This window comes from Qipengyuania aurantiaca (assembly GCF_019711375.1).
GTDB lineage: Bacteria > Pseudomonadota > Alphaproteobacteria > Sphingomonadales > Sphingomonadaceae > Qipengyuania > Qipengyuania aurantiaca.
Genome location: NZ_CP081295.1, coordinates 244,023 through 266,843 on the forward strand (window position 1 = coordinate 244,023; position 22,821 = coordinate 266,843).

Annotated in this window: 22 protein-coding genes; 9 read left to right on the forward strand and 13 right to left on the reverse strand. The window is 64.0% G+C overall.

The window, feature by feature from the left end; genetic code table 11:
- Position 1: 1 nt before the first annotated feature.
- A complete protein-coding gene (locus K3148_RS01255; RefSeq protein WP_221425542.1) occupies positions 2-796 on the forward strand; it encodes an SDR family oxidoreductase in 795 nt (264 codons plus the stop codon).
- Between the two features lie 34 nt (positions 797-830).
- Here the strand turns inward: K3148_RS01255 and K3148_RS01260 are convergent, their stop codons facing one another.
- The 3 genes from K3148_RS01260 to K3148_RS01270 are packed head-to-tail and all read right to left on the reverse strand — an operon-like array spanning position 831 to position 1,325.
- On the reverse strand, positions 831-1,052 hold the full coding sequence (locus tag K3148_RS01260) for a PspC domain-containing protein (RefSeq protein ID WP_221425543.1): 222 nt from the start codon (positions 1,050-1,052) through the stop codon (positions 831-833).
- Positions 1,049-1,168, reverse strand: a complete 120-nt coding sequence (locus K3148_RS01265; RefSeq protein WP_247711606.1) for a recombination protein F — start codon at positions 1,166-1,168, stop codon at positions 1,049-1,051. Before K3148_RS01265 ends, K3148_RS01260 begins: the two co-directional genes overlap by 4 nt.
- 37 nt (positions 1,169-1,205) lie before the next feature.
- Positions 1,206-1,325, reverse strand: coding sequence for a recombination protein F (locus K3148_RS01270; protein ID WP_221425545.1), 120 nt, complete (start codon positions 1,323-1,325; stop codon positions 1,206-1,208).
- A gap of 230 nt (positions 1,326-1,555) precedes the next feature.
- Here K3148_RS01270 and recF point away from each other — a divergent pair, with 230 nt between their 5' ends.
- Positions 1,556-2,635 (forward strand): DNA replication/repair protein RecF, encoded by a 1,080-nt coding sequence (recF, locus tag K3148_RS01275; RefSeq protein ID WP_221425546.1) that lies wholly within the window; start codon positions 1,556-1,558, stop codon positions 2,633-2,635.
- Here the strand turns inward: recF and K3148_RS01280 are convergent, their stop codons facing one another.
- Positions 2,636-3,334, reverse strand: coding sequence for an arylesterase (locus K3148_RS01280; protein ID WP_247711607.1), 699 nt, complete (start codon positions 3,332-3,334; stop codon positions 2,636-2,638).
- Positions 3,335-3,348: 14 nt separating this feature from the next.
- Here K3148_RS01280 and K3148_RS01285 point away from each other — a divergent pair, with 14 nt between their 5' ends.
- Positions 3,349-4,083 (forward strand): ABC transporter ATP-binding protein, encoded by a 735-nt coding sequence (locus tag K3148_RS01285; RefSeq protein WP_425594645.1) that lies wholly within the window; start codon positions 3,349-3,351, stop codon positions 4,081-4,083.
- Positions 4,080-6,587, forward strand: coding sequence for an ABC transporter permease (locus K3148_RS01290; RefSeq protein WP_221425547.1), 2,508 nt, complete (start codon positions 4,080-4,082; stop codon positions 6,585-6,587). The genes K3148_RS01285 and K3148_RS01290 overlap by 4 nt, the downstream gene beginning before the upstream one ends.
- A 175-nt stretch (positions 6,588-6,762) precedes the next feature.
- On the opposite strand, the gene K3148_RS01295 is transcribed toward K3148_RS01290, so the two are convergent.
- Positions 6,763-9,471, reverse strand: a complete 2,709-nt coding sequence (locus K3148_RS01295) for a TonB-dependent receptor (RefSeq protein ID WP_221425548.1) — start codon at positions 9,469-9,471, stop codon at positions 6,763-6,765.
- Between the two features lie 270 nt (positions 9,472-9,741).
- Here K3148_RS01295 and typA point away from each other — a divergent pair, with 270 nt between their 5' ends.
- Positions 9,742-11,562: a translational GTPase TypA gene (typA, locus tag K3148_RS01300; RefSeq protein ID WP_221425549.1), complete on the forward strand. Its 1,821-nt coding sequence runs from the start codon at positions 9,742-9,744 to the stop codon at positions 11,560-11,562.
- A gap of 16 nt (positions 11,563-11,578) precedes the next feature.
- Here typA and K3148_RS01305 read toward each other — a convergent pair whose 3' ends face one another.
- Positions 11,579-12,334: a hypothetical protein gene (locus K3148_RS01305; protein WP_221425550.1), complete on the reverse strand. Its 756-nt coding sequence runs from the start codon at positions 12,332-12,334 to the stop codon at positions 11,579-11,581.
- A 116-nt stretch (positions 12,335-12,450) separates the two neighbouring features.
- Between K3148_RS01305 and K3148_RS01310 the strand changes: the two genes are divergently transcribed.
- On the forward strand, positions 12,451-12,837 hold the full coding sequence (locus K3148_RS01310; RefSeq protein WP_221425551.1) for a response regulator: 387 nt from the start codon (positions 12,451-12,453) through the stop codon (positions 12,835-12,837).
- Here K3148_RS01310 and K3148_RS01315 read toward each other — a convergent pair.
- Both K3148_RS01315 and K3148_RS01320 read right to left on the reverse strand, forming a co-directional pair.
- A complete protein-coding gene (locus K3148_RS01315) occupies positions 12,824-16,258 on the reverse strand; it encodes a CheR family methyltransferase (RefSeq protein WP_247711608.1) in 3,435 nt (1,144 codons plus the stop codon). The genes K3148_RS01310 and K3148_RS01315 overlap by 14 nt on opposite strands.
- The gene (locus K3148_RS01320; protein ID WP_221425552.1) at positions 16,248-16,793 is read right to left on the reverse strand and encodes a PAS domain-containing protein; all 546 of its coding nucleotides are present in this window, start codon (positions 16,791-16,793) and stop codon (positions 16,248-16,250) included. The genes K3148_RS01315 and K3148_RS01320 overlap by 11 nt, the downstream gene beginning before the upstream one ends.
- A gap of 120 nt (positions 16,794-16,913) precedes the next feature.
- On the opposite strand from K3148_RS01320, the gene putP reads away from it, so the two are divergent.
- Entirely contained in the window at positions 16,914-18,398 is a 1,485-nt protein-coding gene (putP, locus tag K3148_RS01325) for a sodium/proline symporter PutP (RefSeq protein WP_221425553.1), read from the forward strand.
- Here putP and K3148_RS01330 read toward each other — a convergent pair.
- Positions 18,386-19,090, reverse strand: a complete 705-nt coding sequence (locus tag K3148_RS01330; protein WP_221425554.1) for a sulfotransferase family 2 domain-containing protein — start codon at positions 19,088-19,090, stop codon at positions 18,386-18,388. The genes putP and K3148_RS01330 overlap by 13 nt on opposite strands.
- 42 nt (positions 19,091-19,132) lie before the next feature.
- Between K3148_RS01330 and K3148_RS01335 the strand changes: the two genes are divergently transcribed.
- Positions 19,133-19,504, forward strand: a complete 372-nt coding sequence (locus K3148_RS01335; RefSeq protein WP_221425555.1) for a VOC family protein — start codon at positions 19,133-19,135, stop codon at positions 19,502-19,504.
- On the opposite strand, the gene K3148_RS01340 is transcribed toward K3148_RS01335, so the two are convergent.
- Positions 19,501-20,163, reverse strand: a complete 663-nt coding sequence (locus K3148_RS01340) for an SdpI family protein (RefSeq protein ID WP_221425556.1) — start codon at positions 20,161-20,163, stop codon at positions 19,501-19,503. The two genes, K3148_RS01335 and K3148_RS01340, sit on opposite strands and share 4 nt — an antisense overlap.
- Complete coding sequence (locus tag K3148_RS01345; RefSeq protein WP_425594646.1) at positions 20,160-20,465, reverse strand: metalloregulator ArsR/SmtB family transcription factor; 306 nt, start codon at positions 20,463-20,465, stop codon at positions 20,160-20,162. Before K3148_RS01345 ends, K3148_RS01340 begins: the two co-directional genes overlap by 4 nt.
- An 86-nt stretch (positions 20,466-20,551) precedes the next feature.
- Here K3148_RS01345 and K3148_RS01350 point away from each other — a divergent pair, with 86 nt between their 5' ends.
- Positions 20,552-21,223 carry an extensin family protein gene (locus tag K3148_RS01350; protein WP_221425557.1) on the forward strand — a complete coding sequence of 224 codons (672 nt, stop codon included), beginning with the start codon at positions 20,552-20,554 and terminating at the stop codon, positions 21,221-21,223.
- 48 nt (positions 21,224-21,271) lie between these two features.
- Here the strand turns inward: K3148_RS01350 and K3148_RS01355 are convergent, their stop codons facing one another.
- Entirely contained in the window at positions 21,272-21,781 is a 510-nt protein-coding gene (locus tag K3148_RS01355; protein ID WP_345719535.1) for a response regulator transcription factor, read from the reverse strand.
- Positions 21,782-22,060: 279 nt separating this feature from the next.
- On the reverse strand, positions 22,061-22,810 hold the full coding sequence (locus K3148_RS01360) for a proteasome-type protease (protein WP_221425559.1): 750 nt from the start codon (positions 22,808-22,810) through the stop codon (positions 22,061-22,063).
- Positions 22,811-22,821 lie beyond the last annotated feature (11 nt).

Consider the following 22,821-nt stretch of genomic DNA (forward strand, 5'->3'; position numbering starts at 1 on the left):
CATGGCCGAGGCACGCACGGGGCGCTGCGAGGGGAAATTGGCGCTGGTCACAGGCGCAGCGCAGGGGCTCGGGAGGGCGCACGCACGGCGGCTCGCCGAAGAGGGTGCGCGCGTTCTTTGCACCGATGTGAACGGAGACGGCGCGGCCGAGAGCGCGGCCCTCATCAACGAGGCGCTGGGCGACGGGACAGCCTATGCGATCGCGCACGATGTGACCGATCCGCAAGCCTGGGAAGCCGCTGTCGACGCCGCGCGCGAGCATCTGGGCGGCCTCAACGTGCTGGTCAACAACGCCGGCATCGGCGTCGCCGGCAATATCGAGACCTGCGATTTCGACGACTGGAAGCGCTGCTTCTCGGTCAATGTGGATTCGATCTTCCACGGCTGCCAGAAGGCCCTGCCGCTGATGCGCGAGCACGCGCCCGGATCGATCGTCAACATTTCCAGCATTGCGGGACTGATCGCTTCCGACACCATGCCCGCCTACAATTCCAGCAAGGCGGCGGTGTGGATGCTGTCGAAATCCATCGCGCTGCACTGCGCGAAGAACAACATGGATATCCGCTGCAATTCGGTGCACCCGACCTTCGTAGACACGCCGATCCTCGATGGGACCGCGCGGGCGCATAATCTCGACAAGGATGTGCTGATGGGCAAACTCGCCCGGCAGATCCCCCTTCGCAAGGTCGGGGAGCCGGACGATATCGCCAACGCTGTGGTTTATCTCGCCAGCGACGAGAGCAAGTTCATGACCGGTGCGGAGCTGAAGCTCGACGGCGGTATCTCGGCCATGTGAAATTTGGGACGCGGTATTGCCCCCGCGTCCCGGGTCAATCGGCGATCAGCGCGATGCCGAGATAGACAAGGATGAAGCTGCCGAAGCCGAGCAGAGTGCCGAGGACGAAGCCGACGCGAACCAGCGTGGTGTCGATCCCGAAGTAGCGGCCGATCCCGGAGCATACCCCAGCCAATTTGCCGTTCTGCCGGTCGAGGCGAAACTTGCGGCTGGGGCTGACAGCGTGGTCGCTGTCGCGATACTTCAACTGGCTCATGCGAGAACTCCATTGGGCGAGGCCGGGACGATGGCCGTGGCGAAGAAGACCGCCGAGACGGCGAGCGAGAAGACGGCAGCGAGAAGCTTTCCGCCGGATTTGTCGATGTCGAACATGATTGCGTTACCTTTCGAATACATGGGGTGTCTGGCTTCAGGCGATGAGGCCAGCAGGCGAAGCGGGGACGATAGCCATGGCCATCAGCAGAGCCGAAGCGCCGATGGCGAAGACCGAAGCGAGAGCCTTGTTGTTGGCGAAGTCGAAAGCGAACATTGTCGTAAATCCCTTAGTTTCTAATCACTCCGCCAAACCATCCAGCGGACACCAACCACATTGCAACGGGTGTGCCAAACTCGAGAAATGGCGGAAACCCGCCAGTTTTTGATTAACGGCACTGCCCGAGATTGTTCATCAATCCGAAAGGTTGGGAAATTTCACCACATTTTAGACTCAGCGTTTCGACTGGTGGGCTGCGCGGCTCCGCGCTAGGGCTGCAGCACCCCATGCTCGACCGCATTTCCCTCACCCGTTTCCGCAATCACGAGGCGACCGAACTGGGCGCAACGGCCCGCTTCAACCTGCTGGTGGGGGAGAACGGCGCGGGCAAGACCAATGTGCTCGAGGCGCTCTCGCTGCTTGCGCCCGGACGCGGCCTGCGCCGCGCCAATCTTGCCGATATCGTGCAGCACGGCGTGGACGAAGGGTTCGGCGTCGGCGCCAGCCTTCTGGTCGACGAGGGAGAGCCGGTCCGGCTCGCGACCTATTCCGAAAGCGCCCAGCCCTCGCGCCGCCGTGTGCGCATCAACGGCGCGGACGCTTCCGCCTCGGCGCTGGGCGAATGGATTGCGCTGACTTGGCTCACCCCGGCGATGGACGGGCTCTTCACCGGCCCTGCCGCCGACCGCCGCCGTTTTATCGACCGCATGGCGCTGGCGCTCGATCCTGCCCATGCCCAGCACGCGGCGCGTTACGAGGGTGCCTTGCGCGAGCGCAACCGCCTGCTGTCGGACGATCGCCCGCCCGAAAGCGCCTGGCTCGATGCGATCGAGGCGCAAATGGTGGAGCATGGCGGACGCCTCATCGCGGGACGCGCCGCGTTGGTGGATACGTTAATGGCGCGCATCGCCCATATGCCGAGCGAGCCCTTCGCCCGCCCTGCCCTCACCTATGCGCCCGGTGGCGCCGACAGCGCCGAGGCCCTGTCGCAGGCGCTGTTCGAAGGGCGGCAGCGAGACCGGGCGGCGCAGCGCACGCTGGTCGGTCCCCATCGCGACGAGTTGGAAGTCATCCACGCGGCCAAGCGCGTGCCCGCCGCCCAAAGCTCGACTGGCGAGCAGAAGGCCATGCTGGTGGCGATTACCCTCGCCCACGCCGGGCTGGCCGCACAGGGCCGCGCTGGCATCCTCCTGCTGGATGAGGTGGCCGCGCATCTCGATCCGGTGCGCCGCGCCGCGCTGTTCGACCAGCTGGCCGCCAGCGGTGCGCAGGTCTGGATGACGGGCACCGAAATCGCCCCCTTCGACAGCATCGCGGACCAGGCGGCGGTATGGAAAGTTAACGGCGGACGCGCGATCCGCGCCTGATCACCCTTCCGGCAGCGCGGCCTGCACCTCGTCCAGCGTATCGGCCACGAGGATATCGACCCCCTCGGCGGTAGGGTGAATGCGATCCTCGAGGAAGAGCTCGGGCGACTGGTAGATGCTCTCGAGCCAGAACGGGATTAGCCCGACGCCGTATTCCTTGGCCAGATCGCCGTAGATCGCATCGAAGCTCTGCTGGTAATCGGGCCCGTAATTGGGCGGCGCGCGCATGCCCATCAGCAACACGGGAAGCTCCCGGCGCTGCAATTCGTCCAGCATGGCCTCGAAATTGGCGCGCGTTTCTTCCGGCGACAGGCCGCGCAGCATGTCGTTTCCGCCCAGTTCGAGCAGGACGAGGTCGGGCTTGGTGGGCAGGCGGTCGAGCACGAAGCCGAGCCGCTGGCGGCCCGCCGCGCTGGTGTCGCCCGAAACCCCCGCATCGATCACCCGGGCGTTGATGCCCTCCTGCCGCAAGGCCCGCTCCAGCCGCTCGGGATAGCCCTCGTGCTCGGCAAGGTTGTAGCCTGCAAAGAGGCTGTCGCCCACCGCGAGGATACGCCGTTCGACGCCTTCGACCTCGATATCGGCCGGAGCGGCGGCCTCGCTGGCCTCGGCTTGCGGGGGCGACGCCTCCTGCGCCTCGTTGCCGCAAGCGGCGAGGCTGAGGGCGAGCAGCGGCATCGACAAACTACTTAGGCGCATCGGCGGACTTCCTTGTGCGTTTTTCCGCCTTCTGCCATCGCAGCCGCGTGACGACTTCTCAAGACGCGATTTCCGCAACCGACCTGCGCCTCACGCTGGGTTCCGCCGAAGCACCGGTGGAAATCCTAAAGGGCCTCGACCTCACCATCGGCAAGGGCGAGACGGTCGCCCTGCTCGGCCCTTCGGGATCCGGCAAGAGCTCGCTCATGGCGGTGCTCTCCGGCCTCGAACGCGCCACCGGCGGCAGCCTTCGCGTGGCGGGACAGGATTTTGCCGCGCTGAATGAGGACGAACTCGCTCGCGCGCGCCGTGGCCGCATCGGCATCGTCCTTCAAGCCTTCCACCTGCTGCCCACCATGACCGCGCTCGAGAACGTGGCCACCCCGATGGAATTGGCAGGCGAGGAAGATGCGCAGGTGCGCGCCAAGGCCGAACTGGAGGCCGTCGGCCTCGGCCACCGGCTGGACCATTACCCGCAGCAGCTTTCGGGAGGCGAGCAGCAACGCGTGGCCATCGCCCGCGCCATCGCGCCGCGCCCCGACCTCATCTTCGCCGACGAGCCGACCGGCAATCTCGACGCCGCAACCGGGCACGAGATCGTGGAATTGCTCTTCAACCGGCGCGCGGAAACCGGCGCGACGCTGCTTGTCATCACTCATGATCCCGAACTCGCCGAGCATTGCGAGCGCGTGCTGACGCTTGGCGACGGACGCATCGCCAGCGACACCGCGCAAGCGCCCGCCGCATGAGCTGGGCCACCGCCTGGCGGATCGCGCGGCGCGATCTCAACGCGCGCTTCAAGGGGCTGCGGCTCCTCCTCGTGTGCATCTTCCTCGGCACGGCGGCGCTGGCGGCGATCGGTTCGCTGACCGCCGCGATCGAGCGCGAACTGGCCGCCAACGGGCAGGCTTTTCTCGGCGGCGACGTACAGATCGAACTCTGGCAGCGCTCGCTGAACGACGATGAGCGCGCGGCGCTGGAGGAACTCGGCACGGTGTCCGCTGGAACGCGTCTTCAGGCGATGGCGCGCAAGGACGATATTGCCGCGCCCATCGAATTGAAGGCGGTCGACGGGGCCTACCCGCTCTATGGCACGCTGGTGCTCGAGGGCGGTCGTGAAGCTGACGCACCGCAGGACAACGAGGCCTATCTCGCCCCCGGAGCGGCCGACCGGCTCGGTGTAGCCGTAGGCGACAGCATCGCCATCGGTACCGAAACGCTGCAAGTGGCCGGGATTATCGAAGACGAGCCCGACCGGCTCGGTGAAGGCTTCCAGCTCGGCCCGACGATCATCGTCGCCGAAGACCTTCCGGAACGCGCCGGCCTTTTGGCCCCGGGCGCAATGTATCAGAGCAAGACGCGCGTAGCTCTTTCTACGCCGCGTAATCTGGAGGCGGTGGAGGAAGACCTTGAAGCCCGCTTCCCCGATGCAGGCTTCGATATCGACACCGCCGAACGCGCCGCGCCGGGGACCGACCGCTTTGTCGAACGGATGAGCGAATTCCTCACCCTGGTCGGCCTTGCCGCGCTCGTTATCGCCGGGATCGGCATCGGCGGCGGCGTGTCCTCCTATCTCGATGCGCGGCGCCAGTCGGTGGCCACGCTCAAGGTCCTGGGCGCTGACAGCCGCGATATCGCGCGCGTCTATGCCCTGCAGATCTTCGCCGCTTCCGCCGTCGGAAGCCTCGCCGGGCTTGCGGTGGGCGTGGCGGTCGTCCCGATCCTCGCCAGTGCGCTGAAGGGGCTGCTGCCCGTCGACGCAGGCTTCGTGTTCGACCCGGGCGCGCTGCTGCTGGCCGCCGCCTATGGCCTGCTGGTGGCGCTCGTCTTTGCCGCGCCGCCGCTGATGCGCGCGCGGCACTTCCCGGCCATGGCGCTGATGCGCGCCCGCGTAGCCCCGCTGGCGCGCGACAAGGCGGCGATCCTCATCGTCATCGCGGGCCTCGCAGCCATTGTCGGGCTCGCGCTCGTCACCTCGAGCCGCCCGATGCTGGCGGGCGGCTTTCTCGCCGGGGCCGCCGTGGTGCTGGGCCTGCTCGCGCTGCTCGGCTGGCTCATCCGAAAGGGCGCAGGTGCCCTGCCCCGCCCGAAAAGTCCCATTGCGCGCGCCGCGCTCGCCAATATCCATCGGCCCGGATCGAGCACCGGAGCGCTGGTGACCGCCTTGGGTTTCGGCCTTGCCGCCTTCGTCCTCCTCGCCGCCATCCAGAGCAGCATCGACGGCAATATCCAGAGCCGCGTGCCGGAACGCGCGCCCGACTATTTCGTGCTCGACGTACCCCGCGACCGGCAGGCCGATTTCGAGGCGCTGGTCGCGCAAACGGATGCCGAAGCACAGGTGCGCGCCGTCCCGGCCTTGCGTGGTTCGGTGCTCGCCTTCGGTCCCGAGGGCGCGATGACCCGCACCTCCTCGCTGGAGGAGATCCCCGACGGCGCCTGGGCCCTGCGCGGCGAACGTGGTCTGACCTATGCCGACGAAGTTCCTCCCGGCAACGAACTCACCGGCGGCCAGTGGTGGGGGCCGATGTATCAGGGCGAACCGCTCGTCTCGGTGGACGAGGAATTTGCGCGCGCGGCCGGGCTGGAAATCGGCGACAAACTGTCTTTTGGCGTGCTCGGCGCGGAGGTCGAGACACGCATCGCCAACACCCGCCGCATCGACTGGGAAAGCATGGGCTTCAACTATGTGTTCGTGCTCAGCCCCAACGCGCTGGCGGACACGCCGCACAATCTTGCGGCCACCATCGAGCTGACCGAAGGCACGCCGACCAGGCCGCTTCTCCAGGCGCTAGTCCGTGAATTTCCCTCGACCTCGGTGATCGAGGTGGGCGGCGTGCTGCAGCAGGCACGCACCATCCTCGAACAGGTCGGTCTCGCCACTCTCGCCGCGGCAAGCGTTGCCGTGCTGGCGGGTCTTGCCGTCCTCTTGGGAGCAATCGCCGCAGCCCGCGCCTCGCGGACCTATGACACCGTGGTGCTGCGCGTTCTGGGCGCAGACCGGCGGCAGGTGCTGACCATGCAGCTGGCGGAATACGCGCTGCTGGCCGGTGCGCTGGCGATCGTCGCCCTCGGACTCGGCTCGCTCACCGCGTGGCTGGTGGTGACGCAACTGTTCGAATTCGACTGGTTGCCCGACTGGGGCGAGGTTTTCGCCGTGCTCGGCCTCGGGGTGGCCGTGGTGCTGGTCTTTGCCGTGGGCGGCTCCCTGCCGCTGCTGCATGCGAAACCCGCCCAGGCATTGAGAGCGCTTTAAGGCAGCAAACCGCACTTGGCAGAAGGCGGTCGCGAGGCCTGCCTTGGCCTTCCTCCAATGAAGCCTAGCCTGTTCATTTGCCAAGCATGGCGCATGCCCATAGCGCGCAGCACGCAGGCAAAAGAAAAGGGGACCCAGAGGCCCCCTTTCCCACATCCTAGCTATTGCGAAGCGGTCAGAACTTGAACTTCGCGGCGACGCCGTAGGTGCGCGGCTGGTTCGGATAGCCCGAGATCGATTCGCCCTGCGCCACCGACGGGAAGAAGGTGGTGATGTAGCGATCGTCGAGCAAATTGCGACCCCAGACCGTCAGTTCGAGGCCCATGGCCATCGCATAGGTCGCCGAAGCGTTCATGCTGTTGACTTCGCGCGTGTAGAACTGCGCGATGTCGCGAGCCGGGCCGAAGTCGGGGTTGGCCGGATCGGTTTCATCGTCGATGAAGTTCGGGAACCCGTCGAGTGCCGGAACCTGCGACTGGTAGGAGAAATCGCCGCGCAGGATGAAGCGATCGCCCGCGTCGTTGATTTCCTTGTTCCAGCTCGCACCGAAGACAGCCGACAGTTCCGGAACGCCGGCGCGCTGCAGACCCGAAAGATCGCCAACAGCCGAACCGGTGAACTCGTCGTAGACAGCGTCGAGATAGGTCATGGCGACATTCAGCGTCAGCGAGTCGGTCGGGCGGACATTGCCGTCGAACTCGATACCGAAGGTTTCCTGCTTACCTGCGTTGCTGAGCACGAAGGACGAGCCCACGAAGGTGTTGGCCTGGAAATCGTCGATGTTCTGCTGGAAGATCGTCAGGTTCGCTGCCGCATAGTCCCAGTTACCCTTGATGCCGATCTCGAAGACTTCCGAAGTCTCGGCGGCCGCGAAACGAGTGCCGGGGCGAAGGTTGGTGACGGCAAGACCCTGCGCCTGCAGCGCGAGGAAATCGGCCTCAAGCGGACGGCTGTCGCGCGAGAGGTTGAAGCTCGGCGCCTTGTAACCGGTTGCCCAGCTTGCATAGACGTTGAGCGTCGGCGAGATCTCGTAGGCGAGACGGACGTTGTAGCTCCACTGATCGTCGTCGGTGGCGCAATCTTCCACGGCGTTCGGGCAGTTCTGCAACGGCGGCAGGAACTGCAGCTGGGTCAGGCCGAGCAGCGGGTTAACCGCAGGGTTGGTGTCGTTCGCGTCGGCGAAAGCCTGAACCCCCTGCTGGATTGCTGCAACGATCGGGGCGGTGGTCGGATCGGCAAGCAATGCGCCGATCTGTGCCGGGGTAGCCGGGCCACCGAATCCGAAGGCATCGCCGACCTGCGCCGGGAACGCGGTCGCGAAGATCGCGCGGTTGCCCGAAGCCACCAGGTCGATGTTCGAGAAAACATCGGTGCTGACCGAATCGGTCACGATCTGCTTCTTGTCCTTGGTGTAATTGGCACCAAGCGTCAGCACGAGAGCGTCGGTGATCTCGAAATCGACATTGCCGAAGATCGAGAGCGCTTCGTTTTCCTGCGAGATGCTGTTGAAGAAGCCCTGACCCTCGGCGAAGAATTGGCCGGTGAAGTCGGTGGCGTTCAGCGCGCCCAGGGTCGCTTCAAGCGAAGGAATGCTCTGCGTGCCCTGGGTCAGGCCCTGCACCAGCAGGTCGGCGTAGTTGCGGAAGTCGCTGCCGTAAACGATCTGGTCGGCGGTATCGACGCTCTCGTCGAAGTAATAGCCGCCCAGCAGGAAGTTGAACGGACCGTCGAAGTCGGAGGCGAAGCGCAGTTCCTGCGTGAAGGTGTCGATGTCGGCATCGCCGATGTTCGCACCGGTCGCGAGGCTGGCGCTGGTGAAGTCGACGTCCTGGTCGGCCGCAAGGCTGGTTTCGCGATATGCGGTGATCGACGTCGCGGTGATCGCGCCGAACTCGTAATCGAGCTGGCCCGAAATGCCGTAGTTCTGCACTTCGTTGATCGGGTCGACATCGGTAAAGATGACATCGCCATCAGGGTTATTGTTGAAGTCGTTCACCTGGCCGCCGATGAGGCGGATGACCGAGGTTTCGAGCGACGGACGGACGTTGACGACGCCGCAGCAACGCTCTTCGATTTCGTCGTAATCGGCGATGATGCGGGCCTGCAGCGGACCGCCGTTGTCGAACAGCAGCTGGCCGCGGGTGAACCAGCGGTTACGGTCGTTCACGTCTTCGCCGTTGAAGCCATTGGTGAGATAGCCGTCACGGTTGTTCCAGCCGGCACCTGCGCTGAACGCGATCGAATCGCTGATCGGGCCGGTGACGTAGCCCTTCACGACCTTGGCATCGAAATTGCCGTAGCTGGCTTCCACGCTGCCGCTGAAGTCGAATTCAGGGCGCTTGGTGACCAGCGAGATCACGCCGGCGCTGGCGTTCTTGCCGAAAAGGGTCGACTGCGGGCCGCGCAGGACCTCGACGCGCTGGATGTCGGGAAGGTCCGAAATCTGGGCGATCGCACGGCTGCGGTAGACGCCGTCCACGAACATGGCGACCGACGGTTCGAGACCGATGTTGTTGCCGTCCGTACCGAAGCCGCGGACCGAGTAGCTGGTTGCGAAAGCGCTCTGCAGCGTGCTGACGCGGAGCGAGGGAACCACGGTGGCCAGATCGGCGATGTCGCGGATCTGCGCCTGTTCGATGGTTTCGGCGGTGGTCACGCTGACGGCGACGGGGACTTCCTGGAGCGTCTGTTCACGCTTGGTCGCAGTCACGACGATGATGTTGGGATCCGGGCTCTCGGCCTGCTCTTCGGCGTCGTCATAGACGGCGGCCTGGTCTTCGCCTTCATCCTGCGCGAGCGCCGCGGTGGGCATGGCAAGTGCGGCAGTGCCGACCAGAAGGGCGGAGCGAACGGTCGCACCGCGACCGAAACGGGTAAATTTCATGTTGTAGCGTCCTCTCAAACGTTCACGTGTCTTGGCCTGCAATCAGTCCCCAAACCACGCAGACGTATGCGGAATTATGGGGAGAGTGCCGCCCACTCAAGTGTTTAGCGCGACTATTACACAGGGCGGCCTGTAGTGTGCTTTTCGAGTCACACACTTGAACAGCGCACCGCACGGCTTGCCGCATTGCACCATTTACGCTAGGGGCGCGCACGAATTGGCAGCGCCGGAATCGCGCGCCGCTACGGCATCCTTACGAAAGCACATATTATGTCCCGCGACCTTCGCAACGTGGCGATCATCGCCCACGTCGACCATGGCAAGACAACGCTCGTCGACCAGCTCTTCCGCCAGTCGGGCACTTTCCGCGAAAACCAGCGCGTCGAAGAACGCGCCATGGATTCGAACGACCTGGAAAAGGAACGCGGGATCACGATTCTCGCCAAGTGCACCAGCGTCGAGTGGAACGGTACGCGCATTAACATCGTCGACACGCCCGGCCACGCCGACTTCGGCGCCGAGGTGGAGCGTATCCTCTCCATGGTCGACGGTGTCATCCTGCTGGTCGACAGCGCCGAAGGCCCGATGCCGCAGACCAAGTTCGTCACCGGCAAGGCGCTCGGCCTCGGCCTGCGCCCGATCGTGGTCGTCAACAAGATCGACCGTGGTGACGCACGTCCGCAGGAAGTGCTCGACGAAGTATTCGACCTGTTCGCTTCGCTCGACGCGAACGACGAGCAGCTCGACTTCCCGAGCCTCTGGGCCTCGGGCCGTGACGGCTACGCCAGCGACGACGAGACCGCACGTGACGGTAATCTCGAGCCGCTGTTCAAGCTCATCGTCGACCACGTTCCCGCTCCGGGTCTCGACACCGAGGCACCGTTCAGCTTCCTCGCCACCCTGCTCGACCGCGACAACTTCATGGGCCGCGTGCTTACGGGTCGCGTCCAGTCGGGCAAGATCAATCTCAACGATCCGATCCACGCGCTGGACGCGGATGGCAAGGTCATCGAAGTCGGCCGCGCAACCAAGCTCATGTCGTTCGACGGCCTCGACCGCGTTCCGGTGGAAAGCGCCGTTGCAGGCGACATCATCGCGCTTGCCGGACTTGAAAAGGCCACCGTGTCGAACACCATCGCCGATCCGAGCGTGAAGACGCCGATCGAAGCGCAGCCGATCGACCCGCCGACGCTCGCGATGCAGTTCTCGGTCAACGACAGCCCGCTGGCAGGCCGCGAAGGCACCAAGGTGACGAGCCGCATGATCCGCGACCGCCTTTACCGTGAAGCCGAAACCAACGTGGCCATTCGCATTACCGAAAGCGCCGACAAGGACAGCTTCGAAGTCGCGGGCCGCGGCGAATTGCAACTGGGCGTGCTGATTGAAACGATGCGCCGCGAAGGCTTCGAGCTCGGCATCAGCCGCCCGCGCGTGCTGTTCCGTGAAGAGAATGGCCAGCGCATGGAGCCGTTCGAAACGGTCGTCATCGACGTCGACGACGAGCATTCGGGCACGGTTGTCGAGAAGATGCAGCGCCGCAAGGCCGAGCTGACCGAAATGCGCCCGTCGGGCCAGGGCAAGACCCGCATCACCTTCTCCGCCCCCTCGCGCGGCCTCATCGGCTACCACGGCGAATTCCTCTCCGACACGCGCGGTACGGGCATCATGAACCGCCTGTTCGAGAAGTACGACACCTATCGCGGCCCGATCGAAGGCCGCCAGAACGGCGTACTTATCTCGATGGTCCCGGGTGAAGCCGTGCCCTACGCGCTCAACGCTCTCGAAGAGCGTGGTGAACTGTTCATCGGCGGCGGCGCGAAGATCTACGAAGGTATGGTGATCGGCGAGAACGCCAAGCCCGACGATCTCGAAGTGAACCCGATGAAGTCGAAGCAGCTGACGAACTTCCGTTCGACCGGCAAGGACGACGCCATCCGCCTCACCCCGCCGCGCGTGATGACGCTGGAACAGGCCATCGCCTATATCGACGACGACGAGATGGTCGAAGTGACGCCAGAGAACATCCGTCTGCGCAAGGCCATCCTCGACCCGCACGAGCGCAAGCGCGCCAAGCGCGCCGCGCAGGGCTGACCTTTCCTATCCCGCGCTATCCTGCGGCGAGCCAGCTCTCGCCCAGCACTAGCGCGGCATAGAGCAGCGCCCCCCCCAGGAAAGGCAGGAAAAAGCTTTTCCGGTCTTCCGGCAGCTCTTCCTTGAGCACCAGCAGGACGATACCGCCTGCCACGAAGGCGAAGATGCAGCCGATGGCCATCTCGGACAGTTCCACCACCAGTCCGAGGGCCCAACCTCCCAGAGTGGCGGCGGCCAGCACCCAGCGACCGCGCGCGTCGTAAATCTCGGGGTGATCCGCGCGCGTGCCGAAGTCTGCCGTCACCAGGTGAAGCACCATGGCTGCGAAATAGAGCATGAGGCCCGCAGCGCTCGGGTCCTCCCGATGATTGAGCAGGTATGCAATGAGGCCGACGAGCAGCGCACTCGCGCCGATGTGAAGCCAGAACACCGGGTGATGCGGCCGGTCCCTGCCCTCCCGCTCCATCCGCTCGTCACGCGACAAGGCAAGAGCCCGCTCCAACCCGTAGAACAGCGCCAATCCCACCAGCGAGAGCGTGTAGACCAGCCCTTCGGCCAGCTGCGCATCGAGGCCGGTCGCCTCCTCGAATGTCCCGGCATGGGCGCCCAGTTCGGGCAGAATGTGCAGAAACACGTAGCCGACAGCCACACCGCCAGCGAAGGATAGCCAGCGACTACGCGGGTTCCGGTCGAGAAAGCGCAATTGGCCGACAAAGATATGCACCGCCGAAAAGGCAACGGCCATGGCGAAAGTCACAAGCGTGATATTCATGGACCACTCATGACCGCGTGGCCGCAGTGAAACAAGGGCAGCAATTATTACGATTTTGCGGCCAAATGCGGGAACCCGCTCTAGTTTAGCGGGTTTCGAGCCTCAGGAGGCAATCAATGCAACGCATCATGGTCGTCGACGACGAGGCTCTCGTCCTGTTCGATCTCGTCATGACCGTCGAGGATCTTGGCTACGCGGTGTTCTGCGACAGCATCAGCGTGCCCGAAGCGCTCGAATGTCTTGGCGACGATTGCCCCGACGCTGCCCTGCTCGACATCGACGTGGGCGGAACGCTCGTATGGCCGCTTGCGCGCGTTCTAAAGGAACGCGGCTGTCCCATTTCCTTCGTCAGCGCCAACAGCGCGCATCAGGAATTGCAGGACGAATTTGCCGAAGCTGCATTCATCGACAAACCTGCCTCAAGCCAGCAGATTGCCAAAACGCTTGAAACGCTGCTGAGCACCACTCCAACAGAGCAGAAGGTCGTCGCTAGTCGAGCGTGAACTTCAGCTGGCGGATATAGCCCTCCCCATCGGGTTCACCTTCTATCTCACCCTTTAGCTGACGCGCCGCGGTCTTCACCAGACGCGTCCCGAAGCCTTCTTCGCCGCCCTGGCCCTGATCCGATTGGCCGCGCTCGCGCCAATCGATCGTGAGGCTATCCTTGTCTTTTTTCCACTCCACCCGGAGCGTTCCGTCCGCTACCGAAAGCGCGCCGTATTTCGCCGCGTTGGTCGCCCATTCGTGCAGGATCAGGGCGAGCGAGGTGATCTGGCTGTTGGGAATGTCGACATCTTCGCCCTCGACAACCAGCTTCTGATCGGATGCGCTGGGATCGATGACCGTGTCGATCAGACCGCGCAGCGGCACCGAACCCGAGCCGCCAATCGCGGAATCGTTGGTCAGCGAGTGGGAACGGCCCAGCGCATGGATCCGCGCACGCAGGGCCTCGGCAAACTCGTCGATATCGTCTGCGCCCTTGGCGGCGATGGTGACCATGGCGCTGATGACCGAGAAGAGGTTCTTTACCCGGTGGTTCATCTCGCGGATCATCAGTTCGCGCTGTTCGAGCAGCGAGCGTTCGGCGGTGATGTCGAAGGTCACGCCGATAAATTTGCCCGAACCTTCTCCGTCTCCCTTCATTCGGCGGCCAAGGCCATGCAGCCAGCGATATTCGCCATTCTCCAGCGGGATGCGGAACGTTTCGTCGAACGCACGGTCGCCGTCCATCGCCTGCCGGAGCGATTGGTTCACCCTGTCGCGATCCTCGTCGGGAAGCGAATCGAGGATTGGCCCCAATTCGTCGCCCGCATCGTCGTCGCCTATACCGAGCAGTGCGCGTTCGGTTTCGTCGAGCACGGTGCGATCGGTCGCGGGCTCATATTCCCAAATGCCGATCCGGGCCACTTGGAGCGCGAGCTTGAGTCGCTCCCGCTCCTCGCGCAGGTCGCGCTCCATCGCCAACGCGTCGGTCACATCGTTGAAAATGATCGTCGCGCCGTCCACCTCGCCGTCCATCCGGCGATAGGGAATGGCGCGCAGGATATATTCCGCCCCATTTGCATCGAGGCGTTCCTCGTGCATTTCGCTGCCTTGTGCAGCGCGGCGCGCGAGTTCGATATATCGCTTCGACGGCAGCTTTGTCGGCAGCATTTCGAGCGGCATGCCGATATGCTTGGGTTCCAGCGGGAAGAGGTTCAGCGCCTCGTCGGTATGGCTGCGAAGGTGGAGGTGCTCGTCCACCACCAGCGCCATAAGCTGCGTGCTGTCGAAGAAGTTCTTGAGATCGGAATTGGCGACCATCACCTGGTCGACCTTGTTCTTCAGCTCGTCGTTGACGGTCGTCAGCTCCTCGTTGGTGGACTGGAGCTCCTCGTTCATCGACATCATTTCTTCGTTGGAGCTCTTCAGCTCCTCATTCGTCGTCTCCAGTTCTTCGACCGTGCTGCGCAGGCGATGGCGCGTTGCCTGCAGCTCTTCTTCGAGGAATTGCTGCTGGCTATGCTCGACATCGAAATCGTCAAAATCGTCGAGCCCGAAACCGTCGCGTACGCGAAGTTCGCCGGTTTCTTCGATAACGAAGAGAAAGCTGTCCTCATCCACCTTCTCGCACACGACGGTGGCCTGGATAACACCGAAATCGGTGCTGATGTCGATTTCCTTGGCGCCTGCACGGCGCCCCTTGTCGATCACCTGGCGGATCAGCGGGCCGATCAGTTCGCGCAGGCCCGGACGGGCGAGCGAGGTGACGAGGATGTTGCGCTCCAGCCGTTCAGGAAAATCGAGATAGCGGCCTGCCGCGCCCCAGCGTTCCAGCAGGACACCCTCCCGATCGACCAGCAGGCTGACCGGGGCATAGCGTTCGGCAAGCGCTTTCAGCGCGCGCACTTCGTTCCCAGTCTCACGCGGACGATCCTCGCTGGGCAGCGACGAAAGGCGGCGGCGCGGCCCGAGCGGCTTTTCACCAGCCAGCTGGAGCGTGTACTTGCCCTTGGCCGGCTTGCGGCGGAAAATCCGTGCGTTCTGGTCGATCGTATCGAACAGGTCCTCGTAACGACCGATAGCCTCCGAAGAACCGAGAAAAAGCTTGCCGTTATCGGTGAGCGCGAAGTGGAACAGTGGCACCACGGAGCGCTGGAGCGTATCACTGAAATAGATCAGGAGGTTGCGGCAGGACACGAGGTCGATCTTGGAGAACGGCGGGTCGCGCACCACGTTGTGGAGGCTGAAGCGCACCATGTCGCGAATGGCGCTGGACACATGGAACTTGTCACTCCCGCCGATGATATAGCGGTCCTGCAGCGGCTCGGGAATGTCGACGATGGCGGACAGCGGATAAGCGCCGTTGCGCGCGATATCGAGCATCTTGTCGTCGATATCGGTGGCGAAAATCTGCACATAGGGCCGCCTGTCGTGACGCCTTGCAGACTCGGCGAAGAGCATGGCGATGGTGTACGCTTCCTCGCCGCTTGAGCAGCCGGGCACCCAGACGCGGATTTCTTCCCCGTTGCGCGCTTCCTTCACCAGCGGGTCAATGACCCGCGTGTTAAGTGCCTCGAAATGCTCCTTGTCGCGAAAGAAGCGGGTGACGTTGATCAGGAGGTCACGGAAGAGCGCTGTGCACTCGTTGGTGTCGCCCTTGATGCGGCTCAGGTACTCTTTCGCGTTCTCGACACCCAGCAACTGCATCCGGCGGGAGATGCGGCGGGTCAGTGTCGAGCGTTTGTAGCGCGAGAAATCGTGCCCCATCCGCTCGCGAAGGATGTCGCACAGATCATCTATATGATCGGTGACTTCGGCCGCTTCCTCGACGACCCCGTCATTATTCGCGACCCGGTCGAAGAATTCCTGCAACTCGCCGACGATTTCCTTCGGATCGGCAACGATGTCGACGAGGCCCGTCTGGATGGCGGAGGACGGCATCCCGTCATAGCTGGCCGTTTCGGGCTCCTGCACGAGGCACACACCGCCGTGTTCCTTGATTGCGCGCAAGCCGCGGCTGCCGTCGCCGCCGGTCCCCGACAGGATAACGCAGGCGGCGTTCTCACCCCGGTCGCGCGCCAGGCTTTCGAAGAAGTCGTCGATCGGGCGGCGCATTCCGCGTGGATCGGTAAATTCCGTCAGCTTGAGGCACCCGTCCTCCAGCGCAAGTCCGTGTCCGGGCGGGATGACGTAGATATGATCCTGTTCGACGATCTCGTCGCCAACCGCCTGCGACACCGCGAGGCTGGTGTAGCGTTCGATCAACTGCGCCATGAGCGATTCATGCGTGGGGTCGAGATGCTGGACGACCACGAAGGCCATGCCTGTCGATCCGTCAACGGCACCGAACAAGGAGCGCAGCGCCTCGAGGCCGCCCGCCGACGCTCCGATCCCGACAACGGGAAACGCCCCACCAGTCATCTCGCCGATCTCACTCCTCAAGACGCGCTTGCGCGATAATCGAATTGCTCGAAGCAAGCGCCTCGAAGGTGCCGAGAACAGCCCAATTGCTGTCGTCAGTCAACAGGTTAAGCCGGCGCAAATCCTGCGCTAGGGCCTCATCGTATAAATCCGCGTCTCCACCCGCCCCGCGATTGATGCGGAACTGCGATCCGAGGATCATGCGGCACTCACCGCGCTTCATCAGGCGCGCCATGTAGATGAGATTTACAAAGGGCGTCCCGTCTTTCGTAACATTGGGCACAAGGAACCGTTCGCTCTCGCTCTTGGAATCTTCCAGGAAGCTCCGCATTCTCTCCCGAACGGGGCCCGGTCCCCCTTCCGGTTGCAGGAAGCGGCAGTTGTGGCCGATGACTTCGCTTGCAGAATAGCCGCTTAAATCGATAAACGCTTGATTCGCAGCGATCAGTGGAAAGTCAGCGCGCCCGCAATCGGCGAGTGTGAGCGACACGGTGCTCTTCTTGAACAAAGCAGCAAACCCGTCCGGGAGCTGCTTCTCATCCTCGAAATACGCCATGCCCATCGCTTGGACCTAGGCGCGATCAGCTTGGGAAGAAAGCAGAGTTTTTGGGACGCGCAGGGGCGGAATGACGACCAGCGGTGGCCATCGCCGGTTTCATTTGTTACCAGCCCGCTCATGCAGACGGGAACCCTCATTTCACTCGCCCTCTATTTCATCGCGATGATCGGCATCGGCCTGTGGGCCTGGAAGCGGTCGACGGATACCTCTGAAGGTTATTTGCTGGCTGGGCGGAACCTCCCCCCGGCGGTCGCTGCGCTGTCGGCTGGCGCTTCGGACATGAGCGGCTGGCTGCTGCTCGGCCTGCCCGGCGCGCTTTACGCGGCAGGGCTGGTCGAGGCGTGGATCGGCATCGGCCTTTTCCTCGGCGCGCTCGCCAACTGGATCCTCGTCGCGCCGCGGCTGCGCAAGCAGACCGAGGAGCGCGGCAACGCGCTGACCATCCCCGAATTTCTCGCCAACCGCTTCCCCGACAAGGCGGTGGCGCTGCGCGTCATATCCGCCCTGATCGTGGTCGTGTTCTTCGCCGTCTACACCGCAGCCGGCCTCGTGGGCGGCGGCAAGCTGTTCGAGACCAGCTTTGCCGGCCTGCTGCCCGATGTGGGCATAAGCGACTACATGCTCGGCATCTGGATCACCTGCCTCGTGGTGCTGGCCTACACCATGGTCGGCGGCTTCCTTGCGGTCAGCCTTACCGACTTCGTGCAAGGCTGCATCATGGTGGTCGCGCTGGTGCTGATGCCGCTGGTGGTGATGTTCGGCGCGGGCGGCGAAGGCGGCGGATCGCTTACTGACGTGCCGGTCGAGGGCTTCCTCAGCCTCACGCAGGGCCTCACCCTGCTCGGCTTTATCAGCGCGGTGACCTGGGGTCTGGGCTATTTTGGCCAGCCGCATATCATCGTGCGCTTCATGGCCATCGACACGGTCGAGAAGGTGCGCCCTGCGCGCAATATCGGCATGACCTGGATGGGCGTCGCGCTGCTCGGCTCGATCGGCATAGGTATCGCGGGCCGCGCCTATGTGGAGCGGAACGGCCTCGTCGTCGAAGACCCCGAGACGATCTTCATCGTGCTGGCGAACCTGCTGTTCCACCCGCTCATCACCGGCTTCCTGCTGGCGGCATTGCTGGCGGCGATCATGTCGACGATCAGTTCGCAGCTGCTGGTCGCTTCCAGTTCGCTGACGGAAGACTTCTACAAGCTCTTCTTCCGCAAGCAGGCGAGCGAGCGGGAGAGCGTGAACGTGGGCCGCGTTTGCGTAGCTCTGGTCGCGCTGGCGGCGATCTGGATCGCGAGCGATCCCGACAGCCAGGTACTCGGCCTCGTGTCGAACGCCTGGGCGGGCTTCGGCGCCGCATTCGGGCCGCTGATCCTGCTCTCGCTGATGTGGGACAAGATGACCGGCGCCGGCGCGGTTGCGGGCCTCGTGGTCGGCGCAGGGACGGTGGCGGCATGGATCGCGCTCGGCTGGAACGCGCAGCTACCCGGCATGGATGGCGGTCTCTACGAGATCGTGCCCGGCTTCATCGCCGCCTGGCTGGCCATCGTTCTGGTGAGCAAGGCAACCGCCGGATCGGCCCAGCCCGCCGTTCAGAACGCGTAGCCGAAACTTTCCGCATCGGCGGCGTAGATGTCGCCGATAATTCCGGCGAGGCGCGCGTCGTAATGCGCGCGCCAGTCTGTCGTGTTGCTGCGATTATGCCGCCCGATGGCGATCTCGCGGCCCAGCGTGTCGGACAGCCAGCGTTGGGTGTCCTCCAGCGCCTCGAGCCGACCGACATGGTCGAACGCGGCGAAAGGCTCGGTGCCGACATACCAGCTTTGCCGCCGGAAAACGGGGTCGAGCCGGTCGACTTCGGCAGGTAGCAGGAATTCCTCCACGAAGCGGGCGAAGCTGGCAAAACGCTCGTCCTTGTAGAGCCCGGGGTTGGCGATGGCCGCCTCCTGCCCACCCATCCCGCTGCCTGCGCGGGCAAATTGCCATGCGGACACCGCGCGCTCCCACGGATCGCGCACCACGGTGAAGCGCGGCAGGGCCAGGACTTCGTCGGAGCTTTCGGAGAGCAGGTCGCGCACAGGGAAGTGGCCGATGTGGCCGCCGTAAAGCGCGTTCGCGACGCTTGTGCCTCCGGCGCGAGGCACATGGATGAAGGCTACGCCAGCGCAGCCGAACAGCTCGCCCTTGCGCGCAGCCCGGCGTTGTTCGAGCAGGCGTTCGGGCACGAGGCGCTTGGCCACGGCGCGCCCGGCCCGCCAGGCGGCGCTTTCTGCGGGACGGGGCTTGTCGTCGCTCATGGGACGCGCCTAGCATCGTGCGAACACCAGCGGGAGAGACTAATGGCGAAGATCACCGGCCTTGGCGGCGTTTTCTACGTGGCAAGCGATCCCGAAGCGACCCGCGCCTGGTATCGCGACACCCTTGGCATCGATGGGCCCTACGGCCCGCAGCTCGATTGGGCCGAAGAGAAGGGCGAGAAGCCCTACTCCCTCATCAGCCATTTCAAGGACGAGGAATACATCAAGCCCGGCAAGGGCGGTTTCATGATCAACCTGCGGGTCGACGATCTCGACACCTTCGTCACCCAGTTGAAGGACAAGGGCGTGGACGTGCTCGACAGCGTCGACGAGGGCTATGGCAAGTTCGCCTGGCTGCTCGATCCCGACGGGGTCAAGATCGAGCTTTGGGAGCAGGTTCTTGCGCCCGATTAGGCCTTGCTGCCCCGCCCCTTCTGCCACAGCCACCAGCTGTACCCGAACGGCACCAGAGCGGCACCGAACACCGACACAAGGACCACGATTGCGGTCACTTCCGGGCTGACCGGCGCTAGGCTAGTGACGATGATGACGAGACCGGCCAGCATCATCAGCTTGCCGCCGAGGCGGTGGGTCGCAATCCAATTGTCGGCATCCATGATTGCCCAAGGCGTGCGGATGCCGACGAAGAAGCCCGGGCGGCTCTTGGGCAGCGCGTTGCCGAGCATGACCAGCATCACGCCGATCCCCAGCATGATCGCGTTGACCGGCATGTCGATTCCGTAGGCGGGCAGGCCGATGGTCGCCTGGATGATGACGAACAGCAGCATGATCCCGATCCAGGCTGCGCGCAGCAGCGGCGCGGAGCCTTCCAGCTTGTCCTGCAGCGGCTCGATCCGCGGGATGATCGCGAGGATGAGCGAAGTGATGGCGGCAAGCCCGGCGGGCATGAGCAGCGCCCAGAGCGCCGGGCTGAAAGCATCGGGCGTGCCGCTCGCGTCCCAGTGGGTGGGCAGGACGGCGTCGGCCGGCACGCGTGCCGCCGTGACGAAGGCGAACACAGCCATAGCCGCCGCCAGGGCGAGGCTGGCCAGCAGGGGACGCGTAACTTTCATGCTGTCTTTCCTTTCCGGTTATCGGCGGTTTCGGGCCCCGCGATGTCCATCCGCGCCATGAAGCCGTGCAACGCCTCTTCCAGCGTCGACATGTTGAGCGTGTAGATGATGCTCCCCGCCCGGTTCTCACCGAGAATGAGACCGGCGGATTTCAACTTGGCGAAGTGGCCCGACATGGTCGGCTTGGAGACCGGGAAGTGGTCGGCGAGATCGCCGGCCGACTTGCCGCCGTGCTTGAGCAGCTCCAGCACCTCGCGGCGGATAGGATGGGACAGGGCGTCGAACACGGTTGTCATAGTCATTTAGCTAATAGGCTAAATGCCGCGCGTGCGCAAGTGCGGTTCGGCGACTCCTGTTAGCGCGATGTTAACCATACAAGGCCTACCTCATGGATATGCGCCGCTATCCCGCTCTTGCGTTACTTCCCCTTGCGCTGGCGGGATGCGGCGTTTCTCCCGACAATCGCGAACCTGTCGCACGGCCCGCTGCGACCACCTCCACCGGCGCCAATTGGGAAAAGCCACAGGCGCGCCAATGCGTGGCGGAGCTGGGCAGTTCAGGCGCGGACTTCGCGCCGCTCGCCGATCGCTATTACGGTGCGGGCTGCACGGCGCTCGACAGCGTCCAGCTCGAACGGGTCGGCGGCGATCTCGGGCCACTGACCGTGACCAATCTCGGGCCCCTTGCCTGCCCGCTCGCGAACACCTTCGCCGCCTGGGCGCGCTACGGTGTGGACCGCGCCGCGCGCCAGATTCTCGGCAGTCCGCTGGTCCGGATCGAGACCATGGGCAGCTATTCCTGCCGCAATGTCGCCGGCACGGGCCGCCTGTCCGCCCATTCCCGCGCCGAAGCGATCGATGTCAGCGCCTTTGTGCTCGCTGACGGTCGGCGCATCAGCCTGGTTTCTGGCTGGAACGGCAGCGAGCAGGAGCGCGCCTTCCTGCGCACCATCCACCGCAGCGCCTGCAAGCGTTTCGGCACCGTACTCGGCCCCGATTACAACGCTGCGCATCGCGACCACCTCCACCTGGAGCACGGTTCGGGCAGCTTCTGCCGTTAGGGCGTTCTGGACAGGTATCCGGTTGCGATCCCGAAGGGGCGGCGGGTTTCAGCCCACCTGCACTCTCTGCCTGTTGTCCAGATGCGCCTCGATGCGGAGCCGAACGGCTTCGGCTGCATGATGCGCGCCGAGCTTGGTCATCATGTTGGCGCGATGGATTTCCACAGTGCGCGGGCTGATATGGAGTTCGCGCGCGATCATCTTGTTGCTGCGCCCTTCGGCGAGCCAGTCCAGCACCTCGCGCTCGCGGGGAGAGAGGCTGGCGATGCGGTTGCGCGCTTCGACCATCTTGCGCCGCGCCTCGCCATAAGCGCGCGCTTCGATGGCGATCCGTTCGATCGTCTCCTGCACACGCTCTTCGCGCAAGGGAAGTCGCAGATAATCGAGCGCGCCGGCCTTGATCGCCGTCACCACTTGGCCGGGACGCGGTTCCTGCGAGGTCCCCACGACCGGGACCCAGACCCCGGCATCGGAGAGGACGCGCAGAACATCGGAGGCGTTGCCGAACCCTTCGTCATCCCGGGCAAGGACCACCCCGCCATCGGGCGGACAGAGCATCAGCTCGTCGAGATCCGAATAAATTTCGCAATGATGACCCAATTCGAACCCGAGCCGCGCTTGTTCGGCCCGGGAACGGCAAGACCCATCGACGATGTGAAGTGTTAGTCGCTGTTCCATGGCGACTATTCTTTCCACAATAGGGGGTAGTGCGCATTCCGTAACACTACGGATGTGGTTCTAAACGCTCGCGTTCTTGGGGAACACCCTCAGTATTGTGCGTCACAGCGATAGCTTCAATTTGGATGTATTCTTTTCGCGAGCCCCACAGCTGCCCGGTCAATCGTCCGGACGATAGAAACTGTAGTCCGGCAGCGAGTGGAAGGCGTTCTTCAAAGCATCGCCCCAGCCGTCCGAAATCGCTGCGAAATAGCTGTCGTCATGCCCGATCCGGTGCTGGTGCCCTGCCTCGTAAGTGTCGCGTTCGATCACCTGCAGGTCGAGCGGGAGGCCCACCGACAGATTGGCCTTCAGGGTGGAATCGAAACTGACCATCAGCAGCTTGGCCGCATCTTCGAGGCTCATCTGGCGGTCATAGCCGCGAAGGATGATGGGGCGCCCGTATTTGGTCTCGCCGATCTGGAAAAAGGGCGTGTCGAGGCTGGCCTCGATGAAATTGCCTTCGGGATAGACCATGAACAGGCGCGGTTCCATGCCCTTGATCTGGCCGGCGACGATGATCGAGGCGGTGAACCGCCCCCTGCCCTTCACGCCGTTGGCGTCCTGCCGTTCGGAAATGATGCCGCGCATCAACCGCCCGATCTCGGTGGCGACCTGGAACATGGTCGGCGATTTCAGGAGGATGTTGTCGCGTTCGTCCGGCTCCTTGGTGCGTTCTTCGAGCTGGCTGATCACCGCCTGCGTGGTGGCGAGATTGCCCGCCGTCATCAGCGTGATGATCCGCTCTCCCGGCACCTGCCAGGTAAACATCTTGCGAAAGACCGAGATGTTGTCGACACCCGAATTCGTCCTCGTGTCGCTCATCAGCACAAGGCCCTTCTCAAGCACCATTCCCACGCAATATGTCATATGTCTCTTTC